Annotated in this window: 13 protein-coding genes and 1 pseudogene; 7 read left to right on the forward strand and 7 right to left on the reverse strand. The window is 65.1% G+C overall.

The window, feature by feature from the left end; translation table 11 throughout:
- Nucleotides 1-2: 2 nt before the first annotated feature.
- The 4 genes from ACQP1T_RS25240 (at nt 3) to ACQP1T_RS25255 (ending at nt 3,588) form a co-directional block, all read left to right on the forward strand.
- Complete coding sequence (locus tag ACQP1T_RS25240) at nt 3-479, forward strand: N-acetyltransferase family protein (RefSeq protein ID WP_433755559.1); 477 nt, start codon at nt 3-5, stop codon at nt 477-479.
- Between the two features lie 265 nt (nt 480-744).
- Nucleotides 745-2,385: a GMC oxidoreductase gene (locus ACQP1T_RS25245; RefSeq protein ID WP_433755560.1), complete on the forward strand. Its 1,641-nt coding sequence runs from the start codon at nt 745-747 to the stop codon at nt 2,383-2,385.
- 234 nt (nt 2,386-2,619) lie between these two features.
- A complete protein-coding gene (locus ACQP1T_RS25250) occupies nt 2,620-2,892 on the forward strand; it encodes a hypothetical protein (RefSeq protein ID WP_433755561.1) in 273 nt (90 codons plus the stop codon).
- A 93-nt stretch (nt 2,893-2,985) separates the two neighbouring features.
- Nucleotides 2,986-3,588 (forward strand): hypothetical protein, encoded by a 603-nt coding sequence (locus ACQP1T_RS25255; protein ID WP_433755563.1) that lies wholly within the window; start codon nt 2,986-2,988, stop codon nt 3,586-3,588.
- Between the two features lie 280 nt (nt 3,589-3,868).
- On the opposite strand, the gene ACQP1T_RS25260 is transcribed toward ACQP1T_RS25255, so the two are convergent.
- The 3 genes from ACQP1T_RS25260 to ACQP1T_RS25270 form a co-directional block, all read right to left on the reverse strand.
- A complete protein-coding gene (locus ACQP1T_RS25260) occupies nt 3,869-5,107 on the reverse strand; it encodes a lipase family protein (RefSeq protein WP_433755564.1) in 1,239 nt (412 codons plus the stop codon).
- A gap of 332 nt (nt 5,108-5,439) precedes the next feature.
- Nucleotides 5,440-5,706 carry a hypothetical protein gene (locus ACQP1T_RS25265; protein ID WP_433755565.1) on the reverse strand — a complete coding sequence of 89 codons (267 nt, stop codon included), beginning with the start codon at nt 5,704-5,706 and terminating at the stop codon, nt 5,440-5,442.
- A 115-nt stretch (nt 5,707-5,821) separates the two neighbouring features.
- Nucleotides 5,822-6,409, reverse strand: coding sequence for a TetR/AcrR family transcriptional regulator (locus ACQP1T_RS25270; protein ID WP_433755567.1), 588 nt, complete (start codon nt 6,407-6,409; stop codon nt 5,822-5,824).
- Nucleotides 6,410-6,467: 58 nt separating this feature from the next.
- On the opposite strand from ACQP1T_RS25270, the gene ACQP1T_RS25275 reads away from it, so the two are divergent.
- Nucleotides 6,468-7,229: a nuclear transport factor 2 family protein gene (locus ACQP1T_RS25275; RefSeq protein WP_433755568.1), complete on the forward strand. Its 762-nt coding sequence runs from the start codon at nt 6,468-6,470 to the stop codon at nt 7,227-7,229.
- A 21-nt stretch (nt 7,230-7,250) separates the two neighbouring features.
- Here the strand turns inward: ACQP1T_RS25275 and ACQP1T_RS25280 are convergent, their stop codons facing one another.
- Both ACQP1T_RS25280 and ACQP1T_RS25285 read right to left on the reverse strand, forming a co-directional pair.
- Nucleotides 7,251-7,844, reverse strand: a complete 594-nt coding sequence (locus tag ACQP1T_RS25280) for a hypothetical protein (protein ID WP_433755570.1) — start codon at nt 7,842-7,844, stop codon at nt 7,251-7,253.
- Nucleotides 7,845-8,454: 610 nt separating this feature from the next.
- On the reverse strand, nt 8,455-9,405 hold the full coding sequence (locus tag ACQP1T_RS25285; RefSeq protein ID WP_433755571.1) for a terpene synthase family protein: 951 nt from the start codon (nt 9,403-9,405) through the stop codon (nt 8,455-8,457).
- A 573-nt stretch (nt 9,406-9,978) separates the two neighbouring features.
- Here ACQP1T_RS25285 and ACQP1T_RS25290 point away from each other — a divergent pair.
- Both ACQP1T_RS25290 and ACQP1T_RS25295 read left to right on the forward strand, forming a co-directional pair.
- Nucleotides 9,979-10,182, forward strand: a complete 204-nt coding sequence (locus tag ACQP1T_RS25290) for a cold-shock protein (protein WP_062987488.1) — start codon at nt 9,979-9,981, stop codon at nt 10,180-10,182.
- A gap of 448 nt (nt 10,183-10,630) precedes the next feature.
- Nucleotides 10,631-10,774: a hypothetical protein gene (locus ACQP1T_RS25295; protein WP_433755573.1), complete on the forward strand. Its 144-nt coding sequence runs from the start codon at nt 10,631-10,633 to the stop codon at nt 10,772-10,774.
- Nucleotides 10,775-10,842: 68 nt separating this feature from the next.
- Here ACQP1T_RS25295 and ACQP1T_RS25300 read toward each other — a convergent pair whose 3' ends face one another.
- Nucleotides 10,843-11,928, reverse strand: a complete 1,086-nt coding sequence (locus tag ACQP1T_RS25300) for an FG-GAP repeat domain-containing protein (RefSeq protein ID WP_433755575.1) — start codon at nt 11,926-11,928, stop codon at nt 10,843-10,845.
- Between the two features lie 244 nt (nt 11,929-12,172).
- A pseudogene (locus ACQP1T_RS25305) lies at nt 12,173-12,468 on the reverse strand (IS30 family transposase); the annotation flags it as partial.
- Nucleotides 12,469-12,473 lie beyond the last annotated feature (5 nt).

A 12,473-nucleotide genomic window follows, 5' to 3' on the forward strand; every position in this document is an offset into this window, starting at 1 on the left:
TCATGGACATCGCAAGAGCGCCGCAACCGCACTACCGGCAGGCACGCTTGGCCGATATCGAAGATATCGCGGCCATCGAGGCCGCGGTGTTCGCCGAGCCGTACCTGTATCTGATGCTGCGCCAGCTCTACGACCTGCACGGATCCGACTGGCTGGTCGCGGAGCTGGACGGCAGGGTGATCGGCTATGCGCTGACACTGCGGAAGGCGGGGCGGGCCCTGCTGTTCACATTCGCGGTGGCCGAGCAACACCAGGGCAAGGGCTACGGTCCGGCACTGCTGCAGCACATGCTGCAGCAGTGCCGGACAGATGGAGCCGAGGTCGTCTATCTGACGGTACGACCCGACAACCAGGCCGCGACGAACTTGTTCAAGCGGGCCGGGTTCGAATTCGTCGAACACGACGACCAATATTTCGGCCGAGGTGAACCGAGAGGCGTGTTCGAGTACCGATTGCGTAGCCGTCACGCCGACTCGTGACCACGTTCGTTTACCGACGCGGAATCACCGGGCCGAGCTGAGCGCGGCACAGCGCTTCCGACGCATCGCCGGATTTCACCCCATCGACGTCAATATCGAAATTGGTTGTGAGCCAAAACTATTGAGCGACCGCCGCCGTGACGAAAGACGCCGCCCGCAGTTTGACACGTCAACATCAGAATTTGCTCAAACGCTCAACTAGAACCTGTTACAGTCTGCCGACTCGAGGCACTCTCCTACGCCTCACATCGGAAGGTTTTCGCTCATGTACGACCGACGCCCCTCGGCCAACACCGGCGTTCGCCAAGGGATGAATCGCCGGAAATTCTTGGCGGGCACTGCAATTGCGGCCGGGGCGATGGCGCTCAGCCCGGCCGCGTGGACCGCCAAGGCGTCGGCGGCACCCATCGGCAACGGGGATCACGTGCCGAATCTGATCATCGGCAGCGGCTACGGCGGTGCGGTCGCCGCGCTGCGCCTATGTCAGGCGGGCAAGCAGGTCGCGATGATCGAGATGGGACAGAACTGGAACACACCCGGTTCGGACGGAAAAGTGTTCTGCACCATGCTCGATCCGGATGAGCGGTCGTATTGGTTCCGAACCAGGACCGAACAGCCGGTCGGCTATTTCGTCGGCGCCGATATCAACCGGAACATCAGCCCGAGCGACGCCGGTGTCCTCGATTCGGAACATTTCGCGGCGACCCGGGTATATCAGGGCCGCGGGGTCGGCGGCGGCTCGCTGGTCAACGGCGGCATGGCACCGCTGCCCAAACAGGACTACTTCCAACAGATCCTGCCATCAGTCGACGCGACGACGATGTATTCCACCTACTTTCCCCGGGCTCAGGCCGCGCTCGGCGTCAACAATGTCGACTCGGCCTGGTTCGAATCCGCCGAATGCTACAAATACGCGCGGGTCAGTCGCACGACCGCCAACAAAGCGGGCTACACAACAACATTCGTGCCCAACGTCTACGACTTCAGCTATATGCAGAAGGAGCAGGCGAATACCGTTACCCGCTCGGCGCTGGCCGGTGAGGTCATCTATGGCAACAACTACGGAAAGCGCTCACTCGACAAGACCTATCTTGCGGTGGCCGCCGCGACCGGCAACCTGAGCATCTCGCCGCTGCACAAGGTCACCGGCGTGGCACCGGCCGCCAGCGGATACACCGTGGTCATCACCCAGATCGATGTGCTCGGCAATACGGTGGCGACCAAGACCGTCACCGCGGACAAGGTCTTCTTCGCGGCGGGCAGTGTCGGCACCAGCAAGCTGCTTGTCACCATGAAGGCGCTGGGCAAGCTGCCCAACCTGGCCGATTCGGTCGGCGCGGGCTGGGGCAATAACGGCAATGTGATGGTCGGCCGGGCCGGACTGGATTTGACCGGCGCGCTGCAATCCGCGATTCCCTGCATGGGCATCGACAACTGGGCCGATGCGAACGGTCCGGTATTCGCCGAAATCGCCCCGTTCCCAACGAGCACCGAGAACGGCGTGAATCTCTATCTGGCGATCACCAAGAACCCCAACCGCGCCAAGTTCACCTACAACTCGTCCACCGGCGGAGTAGATCTGTCCTGGCAGGCGTCCTACACCCAGCCCTCGATCGATGCGGCGAAACGCGTCTTCGACGCCATCAATTCCAAGGCGGGCACGGTCTATCGATCCGATCTTTTCGGCGTCTACAAGGTCTGGGGCGACGACTTCGTCTATCACCCCCTCGGCGGCTGCCTGCTCGGACAGGCCACCGATAACTACGGCCGGCTCAATGGATACTCCGGGCTGTACGTTATCGACGGCTCGCTGATCCCGGGCAGCACCGGCGTCAATCCCTTCCTGACGATTACCGGTCTCGCGGAACGCAATATCGAAAAGATCATCGCCACCGATCTGGCATGACGCTCCGGCGGTACGGGCGGGGCCGGTTCCCCGTCCGGATCGGCCGAATGGCTCGGTGCCGAGCACGAGCACGGCCGCAGCGCCACCGTCGGCAACAGGACCGCCGAGGCCACCTGGAGCAGCGGCGGCATCTGCTCCGTTCACCATCGGTGGGAAGGGTCGGCAGACGGTCCTGGACGAGTATTGGAATACCGCTTTACCGAGGAACTAGCTGTTCGGAATTTGCGTGAACCGATGAAATGGCATCCCGTACCGCGGTCGACCATGCTCACCGATGCGTGCACATCCCCGGGAGCACCGACCGCAAGACCATCCGATGAGCCGGACGTGCACCTGCGAGTCCACCTGCGCGGAATGATCCTGGACTTCATAGCGCGGGCCAGCGCCGCCCAGCAGTTCATCGAAGACCAGAGGACCCACCACTATGTCGACGCCGTTTCGGTAATCCCGGACGACGGGCGCGGTCTGCCGCGGCTCCCCAACGAGCAGTTATATGTCGGGCCGTAGGACTGGCAGGCCGGTGGCCCCCTGGTTCGGTATGGTTGCCGGACCGACCTGATCGATCGCACGTCGGCCCCGGGGGTCAGCAAGGAGTTCGCCGTGGTTACGCCACATCAACCCGAATCGTTTCCGCCGCAAGGGAATTACCCCAATCCGCAAGGGTACCCGTATCCGCAGCAGCGTCCCGAGTATCCGCCGCGAGGGTTCGGTGCGCCGCCGCGGGCGGGCGCCTCGCCGCTGGACTGGGTCACCGCGGGACTGCTCATCCTGTCCGCGCTTTTGACGGGAATCTGGCGATTCACCAACGACTACCTCGATTTCGGTGACAACATCCCGTTCCTGCTCTGCGCCGCGATCGCCGTGGTGGCGGCAATTGTCTTGGTGACCGGCGCCGGTGCCAAGAACGGCGCTTTCCGTGCGCTCGCCGCCGTCGCCGCGGGCACGCTGTTCGCCCCGGGTCTGTCGCTCGTGGTCGGTACGGCGCAGCACTCGGATTACGCCGAGGTCAAAGATTTCGCCCTAGGCATTCCCGCCGCGCTTTTCGCCCTGGGCGCTTCGATAACGGCGATCATCGCGGCGGCCCGGCCGCCAGTGCCGCGAACCCCGCCCGCACCGCAGTGGCAGCAACCCCCCACCCAACAGCCACCCGGCCAATACCCGCAGCACCAGTACCCACCGCACTCCTCCTGGCCGCCGAGGTAGTCCTTCCTGGACGCCGATTCCCGACACCACATAGGAGGCGATAGGCCAACGCCCGAATGGACGGCAGCACCGCCACCGGTTGCGCACACCATCGACCTCGGGCCGGAAATCGGTACCGTTGCCGGGCTCAGCGGCCGAATTCGGCGGACCCGGAGAAGCATCGCCGGGGCCGCCGATCGTCGAAATCCGGCGTCACACACCGTCTTCGCGCACCACCCGATGCCGCAGGTACTTCGCTGCGGCAACTGCACGGCGGCGACGCCGCTCGGGTGCCGATCCGTCAGCAGGTAGCGGGTGCGGGCTCGCCGAGAATCCGGGCGTGCAGCCAGGTCAATGCCCCAGGCGCGCCGATCACCGCGGCCGACAGATGCTCGAACGCCGGCACTTGCATCGTCTGCAGCCGCACCCCGGCCGCACACCAGCGGCTGTTGACATGGTCGATCGCGTCGATCGGAATCAGGGGGTCGGTCGGCGAATGCCATTCGAACACCGGTATTTCCGGAATCCCTGGGTACATTTCCAGGCTGTTCTCCTTCAACACCGCCCGAGCCTCAGGAAACGCAGCGGTAGGGCTGCTGGCAAGGAATTCGCGCGCACTGCCGCCGATACCGGTGGCGAGAATCTGGTTGGTGCAACTGTTGGCCATGGCGTCCCGGATCGCCAGGCCGCGCTTGTTGAGATACGCGCTGATCGGTATCCGGTCGGGATACTCGCGCTCCAGGCCGATCGCCGCCGCCATGGCCAGACCGAAGGCCGGGTGCGTCTCCATGCCCACCGCCTCCGCCATCGCCTCGATATTCATCGGGGCGCCGCCGACGGCCGCGCCCTCGAGCTCCAGTTCCGGCGCGTACGACGGCTGCAGCGCGGCCGCCCATCCGGTGGCCATGCCGCCGCCGGAGTAACCGGCCAGCACCACCCGGCTGTGCTGCACGGAGAGCTCGGGCAACCGTTTCACCGCACGGACACCGTCCAAGACGATCTGGCCGCCCAGACGCGCCGCCCCGAAAGCGAAGTTCGGGCCGAGATGATCCGGCAGCGCGACACTCCAGCCCTGCGCCAGCGCCGTGTTCAACATCGACGCCGTCGTCACCAGATTCGGATCGCCGCTGTACAGCTGATGCGATACCGCGCAGGCAGTGCCGAGCGCATTGATGAAGTGCTGATAGGACAGCAGCGGCCCGTCGGGCTGATGGCCGACAGGGGTGAGAACCGTGGTGGTGGCCGCGATCGGCGCGCCGTGCGAGTTGGTGGATCGGAATGCCACCAGCGTCACTGTGGCGCCGGGGAAGAGCACCACGGGCGGCATCGGCCGCACGCCGAGCACATCACCGGGCCGGTGCGCCGCCAGGTCCGCCGGGGCGGCGAAGAACGGGTCCGGATCGGGCTGCGGATACAACGGTTCCGCAGTTGCCGTCGTCGCCAGCAGCAACCCGAGTGCCGCGCTACCGAGCGCACCGAGGACCCGGACCGAACCGCTGCGCCTGAAGAAAGAATGAAGAAACCGACGAGTCAAGACCATGACCTCCATGGGTAGTTCACGGCATTCGTTTGACCAGCAAGTCCGAGCTCACGTGCGACCTTATCGGCAAACTCTCAGCGATACATTGGAAATAGCCGATGGGCTGGGAAAATAGCACTGCGCGTACACCAGAAGCAAACACAGCGACAACTGTGGGCTCAACGAGATCCGACGGTGCGCATCGGCTTGCGCAGCCCGACGCCTGAATACGCGCATGACCCGGATCCACCTCGTCCAGCCCCGCCGGTGGCGAGGCGAGCGTGTGCGATGTTTCCGACGGGTCCGATGCTCGCCAGCCCGCGCAGAGTTATTCTCAGCCCGCGCCTGAGCGGCTACCGGATTATGGATTCCAGCAATAGACCAGCGCTCACCACCACAGCAGTGGCGAGGGCGGCGCGCAGCAGCACGGTGGTGAACCTGATCGGGCTGCTGTGGCCGCGTGCCCAGGCGGCTTGAGCACAGACGCAGACCACGCCGGTGATGGTCGCCGCGCAATGCAGCCAGGTGACGAACCCGACCAGCCTGATCAACCGCTCCGACAGCGGCGGCGTTTCGGGGTTGAGGTTCGTGACTTCGGCCAGAAGCGGAGCGAGGGACATGTCGGTTCTCCTTCCGAACCAACTCCGTGCAGCCGACCGAACATCAGGAAAACCACCGGCGCCCCGCCGGGAATTGCTGGCTACCCGTCGTGGGCGTACTGAAACCTTCAGCGGTTTACGCCGACCGCGGACCGACCAGTTGCTTGGCCACCTCGGTGACGTGATCGACGAAGGCGCGGCGGTCGGTACCGAGGTTTCCCTCGGTCCACTCCACGAACAGCGAGATAAGCGCCCCGAACAGCGCCGAGAACCGCATCCTGACCAGAGGATCATCGGGTGCACCGCCGATGAGACCACCCAGCGCCGACACGGCGATTCCCGGGGTGGTCGCTCGCACGTGACGCCTCAGGCCGACATCGGCGAGCGGCTCGATCAGCAGGATGCGGCAGATGCGCGGGTCGGCTTCCATGAGGCGCGCGGCGGCATCGAATACGCCGCGCAAGTCACCCGAGGACACTGCCGGTGCGACAGCGTCTTCCATCCGCGACAGGGCAGCCGCGTACACGGCATGCAGGAGCGCCTCGATGTTCGAGAAGCTCTCGTAGAAGAACTTCTGGCTCAACCCCGCCTGCCGACACACCGCCCGCATACCCAAGGCAGCAACGCCGCCGCGCCCGACCACTTCGACACCGGCGTCGACGAGCCGGTTTCGCCGTTCGGCGACGCGATCCTCCGCCGCCCGTCCACCGTAACTCCTTGACACGGCGCCACATTAGCAATCACCCTAATCGGAAACCAGTTGCTTCCCGATGGAGTGGTCGATGTTCGATGAAGAGAAATTCCAACGATCGCTGCGCCAGCCGCGCCTGGCGCAGCCGATACCGCGAATCCTGAACAACCGGGCCGAACCCGTAAAGGTCCTCGATGAACCGGCCCTCACCGCAATGACCCAGCAATGGTTCGACGAGTACGAAAAGAAGATCGAGTTCTACCACCAGCACGGCCTCGACATCGCCTGGACACTCGAGTGGGCGAAGAAGTACTGGTGGAGTTGGCAGACCCGGGACATGAGCCACAACCACGAGCTCTACACCGAGAATCTGCGCTACAAAGACGTTACGACCTTGGGCGCCACCATGATCGGCCTCGATCAATTCGTGGAGTACAACTTCGCGTTCTTCGATGCCATCCCCGACTGGCGTTACGACCCGATCCCCGGACAGTCCTACCTCGACGTGGCGCCGGATGGCGAGGTACGCATTGTCGTCCGGTATTACGGCAGCGGCCACCTCGTCGGCCCACTGAAACTGCACCCCTACGGCACCGATACCGTCGCCCTCCCCGGCAACGGCGCCTTCATCCAATGCACAGCGGTGGACCGATACCACTTCAATACCGACCACCTGATGTACGAGGGCGAAACCCTCTACGACCTCATCGACGGCGTGCAACTGGCCGGACTGCTCCCAGGACCATCATCCAAGAGCTTCCGATGGTTGATGCGCGGCGCGGCTCTCGCCACCCGCGTATCGACCCGACTCAACCGAGCCACCGCCCACGAACGTGGCATCCTGCCGCGCTGAAACCGCCCGCGCGGTGCTTCGTCAACAGTGGTAGGTCCGGCCTTGGACCCCCCACTCGCCGAATTCCGGGACGGCGCCGCGGTCGATGGCACGGATCGACGGGCGGCCGATGTGAGCGAAAACCAGTCGTCGAACACCATTTTCCCGGGCGAGGCGGGCGGTGTCGCACACGGCGGCGTGCCCGCCGACGTTGCGCGCGAAACGAATCGGCCGAGTCCAGCCCGCGGCATCGGCGAACATCAGGTCCGCACCAGCCGCCCACGGTGGGAACTGCCAGAACTCGGGTGCCCACACCACCCGACGGCTGCCGCAGGAGATGAGATAGCCAAAGGTGGGGTGGTTGGTGTGCACGACAGGGCACGGGTCGACCCGCAGTGCTCGATCACGGTAAGAGCCGACTGCGGGTTCGGTGTCGTAAACCCGCGCAAGGCGGCGTATCCGCCCGATGAGCTCGGCACGGTTGTCGGTGAGCAGCCAGGTGTCGATACGGCCGCTGGGCTCGGCTCCCGGGCCGCCGCCGAACATGATTCGCGACTCGGAGGAGCACACCAGCAGCCCAGCGGGACGGTACCGCGGCGAGTTCATCGCCCCGACACCGAGCAGCTCGAACTCCATACGACTGACCGCTCCTGCGCCGGGATGCCGAGAAGAACCCTCGGTCCCGGGACAGCACCGCCGTCACACGTGGTCGACCAAGCCTCTGGCCCCCTCGGACACCGCGCAGTGCACGCAGCAGAAGAATCGACCATCCGCCTCCACACCGTGGCCGATGATCTTGCACTCGCAGTGCTCGCATATAGGTGCCATGCGGTGGATCGCACATTCGAAGCAGTCGAAGACATGCCGTTTTCCCTGAGCCTCGACGACGATCGGCATAGCGTATTCGTTACCGCAAACCTCGCATGCGCTCATGCAACGGAAGGCTACTCCGCGGAACCGGCACCACGTCGCTACTTCTTGGTTATGCGCCCATGACCGTGCCGACCTTCGCGGTGCACTCGCCTGAGCCACGTCGGTGCCGCCACCGGACGGGCGCTGCCGTTCCATCCGGCGGTGACGAATACAAGCGCTGATCTTCGATAACGGCACTGCCTGTACCGTCTTCGGACTCGTTCGGCTCTCAGCGCCACAACGCCGCTCGGCGTCCCCGGACAGCCCGCGAAACACTGACCGCTGTCCCGCGCGACCACTGCACAGTCGATCGCACGGGACACCCCAATAGGGATTACGGCGCGGCATGCGCCGGGTCGGCTGCCGGGTGATAGATCTCGCGGCGCAGGCGTTCCAAATCCGGCTCCGGCCCTTCGGACCCGGAGGTTTGCGTGTGCCGATCGCTCTGCGGCACCGACAGCGCCATGTTCGTCGTGGTTTCGAAGATCGCCGCGTACTTCTTCCCCTGGCCGGATAGGCCGGGAAGGATCCGCAGCAGCGCGGGGATATAGCGGATCACCGCGTCGAGCTGGGCGCGGCGCTCCGCGAGCTGGCGGCGCACCTGCTCGATGGCTTCGTCGCGGGTGCAGCCCGTCTCGTGACGGACCGCCCGGACCAGGTTGTAGGGGACTTGGTCGGCCTCGTCCTGATCGAATCCCACCGGGTCGTTCTCCACGAACGCCACAAAGAAGGCGAGTTCCTCGAGACGGCGGATCACGGGGTGGCTGCTCAGCTTCGGCGGCAGTTCGATGTCGTGGTACATCTCCAGCGCGGCGAGGGCGACGTCGAACCCACTGGTCGCTCTCCGCAACGGCAGATAGTCGGCCGTGGAGGGGATGTAGCCGGTGATGCGATGGTGCATTTCGCGTTCGCAGGCTTCGAACCACTCCTCGAGGCCGTCGAGGAACCGCTTCTGCCAGCTGGCGCTGCGGCCCTCGCGCAAGCGCGGCCACATACTCGCCCAAGCCGTCGGGAGCGCGCCTGGCCGCCACGGTTTCTGCGGGTCCTGGCGCAGTGTTGCTACCAGGCCACGCTTCAGCGCGGTGATGGCTTGCAGGTCGGTCAACTGCGGATCCTCCAAGATGTCGTCCCAGACAAGGCAGAGCATGGCCATGCTGAGGACGGTTTGTTCACGGGCCGCGTCCGTTGGGGGCATGGCGGGGGCCATGGCTTCCGCTAGCTGGAACGCTCCTGCCCACCGGCGGTGGTTCAATTCGGCTGCGGACGCGGCAAGGCCGGTGTCCACCAACCAACTCCGCACCCATGACATGGCCTCCGGCGGGAAAGCCGCACGGTGGGCCGGGAGTGCCCGGGTCGACTGCGGGGATACCGCGGGGCGGGCAGTTCGCCGGTCGAGTATGGAGCGGGCATAGGCGGTCATCGCGTGGCGGACGCGCGGGTCGACGGCCAACCCGGCAAGCTGACCGGCGGCCTGGGTACATCGAGTCATCTACAACGGTTGATCATGAAATTGGACCACCCTTCGCGCGGAAGATGTTGGGGTAGGCCAATTTTGACTTCTCTGTGACTCGATGACGCACCGCGCCCGGCAATCTCGGACGGGCTCGCGTCGTGCATGTCCCTGCCCAGCACCTCGACCGGTGCACAACCGCTTGTCGAGTCCGACCCGATCTGCGGGACGCCGAACAACCCGGCGAGCATATTTCAGGCCTCATGACTGCGGCCGACCCTTGCCGAGCCCTCGGTATACGAGCCCCCGACGTGCGAATTCTGCGGGGCATGGCATAGTTGTCTGTTGAGACCGGGCTTATCGAAGCGATCTGCACGGCTCACCTACAGAAAAGAAGTTGTAAATAACATGGCTCAAGGCAGTGTGAAGTGGTTCAACGGTGAAAAAGGCTTCGGCTTTATCGCTCAAGACGGAGGCGGCCCTGACGTCTTCGTGCATTACTCGGCTATCGGCGGGTCGGGCTTCAAGTCCCTCGAAGAGGGCCAGCGCGTGGAGTTCGAGGTAGGCCAGGGCCAGAAGGGTCCGCAGGCCCAGGATGTCCGCGCTATCTGATTCAGCGTGACTTGGAGAGGCTCCGCACCATCGAGGTGCGGGGCCTTTCTCGTTCATGTGGCGGTTCTTACGCCGTGAACGACCACTCATCAAGCGGCAGTGTCGCCCGTCGGATGTCAGTCCTTCTTCCACCTCGTCGAATCCGAGCGTCCGACCTTCTGCAGCGGATGCCATTCCTGCGGCGCTCCCGGACAGCATCCGGCCCGACACGTCGTCCTTGTACTTCGGAATCTGCGGCGCGGCAACGGCTTCGGCCGAGTTGCTGACCCGGTTCGAGGCCCGCTACGCGTTCCCCCTCATCGACGGGTACTGGCTGTCCGAGGGAAATTTGGCACCATCATCAACCCGCTCGCGGGTCCCCGCCGATCCCGAACCGTGGGAATCCCCTTGCCGGGACAGGAGATTCGTACCATCGACGACTCGGGTGCCGAGTTGGCACGGATGGTGAGTGGTCGTGCGCGGCACCGATGTCATGCGCGGCTATGTCGGCCGTCCGGCCGAAACAGCGCGCGTCATCGTCGACGGCTTTCGCCTGCTCCCCCGTCAGGGCGGCTTCGTCGACCAGGAACGTGGCATACCCGCCGCGCGATGATGGCGTTATCGCGCGACGGGCACGTTCGAGATCGGTGACAGGTGCCCACCGGCGCCTGTCGAGGTCGATCAGGCCGCGTAGTCGATAGGGGAGCCGAAGGTGCCGTCGCCGTTGCCGTAGCGCAGGGTGATGTTCCCCGAGCCGGTGTTGCCGATGACCACGTCGACCTTTCCGTCGCCGTTGAAGTCGGCGAGAACCGGGGTGGACAGCGGGACGAGCCCGCCGGAGGGGTATGTGTGGGGGGCGCCGAAGGTGCCGTTGCCGGTACCCAGCAGGACGCCGATGCTCGAGGTGCCACCGTTGGCGACCAGCATGTCGATCTTTCCGTCGCCGTTGATGTCTGCGAGGTCGAAGCACTGCGGGAGCAGGCCGCCGGTCGGGTATGCCTTGGGCGCGCCGAAGGTGGCGTTCCCGTTATTGAAGAGCGTGGACACGGTGCCGCCGGCGAGGTTGGAGAAGAGGATGTCGGGCTTGCCGTCGCCGTTGATGTCGCGCGCCATGCCGTACCAGGCGGTCAGGGCGCCCTCGCTGAACGTGATCGGGGTGGCGAAGGTGCCGTCGCCGTGGCCGCGGTAGATCTGGATGGTGCTGTTGACGTAGTTGCCGCGTAGCAGGTCGAGGTTGCCGTCCCCATCGAAGTCCGCGGCGTCGGCGGACCCGGAGCCGACGCCCAGGTTGCTGGAGTAGTCGACGGCCTTGGCGAAGGTGCCGTCGCTGTTGCCCAAAAGCACGGACATCGACGGTGCCTGGTTGGAGGTGGCCATGTCGGGGTTGCCGTCGTGGTTGAAGTCGCCGACGACCACCGCCCCGGGGGCAAGGTCGGTCGAGTAGTTGACGGCCTTGGCGAAGGTGCCATCGCCGTTGCCGATCAGGATGGAGACGTCGTTCGAGGTGAAGTTGGTGACGGCCATGTCGAGCTTGCCGTCGTGGTTGAAGTCCGCGATGGCGACGTAGTCCGCCTGACCACCGGTGGTGTAGCGGACCGTGGGCCGGAAACCCCCGCCGGGCTTGCCCAGGAAAACCGACACACCGTTCCCGAGAACGAAGTCGCTGAACACGACGTCCGGGTAGCCATCGCGGTTGAGGTCGGCGACCGCGGGAACCGCAGGGCCAGGGTTGAGGTCGGCGACCGAGGCGCCCGGGTCGGTGAGCACATCAGCGGAGGCTGGGGTGCTCGTGAAGGTATTTCCGGCCAGCGCGGTGCCGGCCAGCGCCAGAGAAGCGAAAGCGCTTACGACGAACCTGGTGCGTGACAATTGTTCTCCCGATTGTCCAAGATTGGACCCCGAGTCACCGGGGGATGCAGTCTGTGTTTCCCTATGTGCTGCCCAAGCCTGCGAGAAGCGGGCGCCGGGAACAACACCGATTCGGGCCGCCTACGATCACTTTCACTTATCGACCACCGAAGGCTCTCGGGGATGCCGCCTGCCGCCACCGTGATCGGAAAGCGGATATGCGCGGCAGGTGCAGCAGCATGGTTAATCGGGTGGTCCGCTCGACGAGGGTGCCGATCGCAGAGCTGCCAGGCCCAGGATCAGATCCCCTTACCCGGCGATAGCACGATCCCGAGCCTCGGCTGGGCGGTGGCGGATCAGGTTGTCGGGGCCGACGAACTTCTTGCTGCGTCCACGGGTGCGGGCTCGGGCGACGCGCAACGCCCGCCCGGTGCGCAGGCACGCGGTCGAGTCGCGGCGGCGCG

Source organism: Nocardia sp. CA-135398, from assembly GCF_050955845.1.
Classification (GTDB): domain Bacteria; phylum Actinomycetota; class Actinomycetes; order Mycobacteriales; family Mycobacteriaceae; genus Nocardia.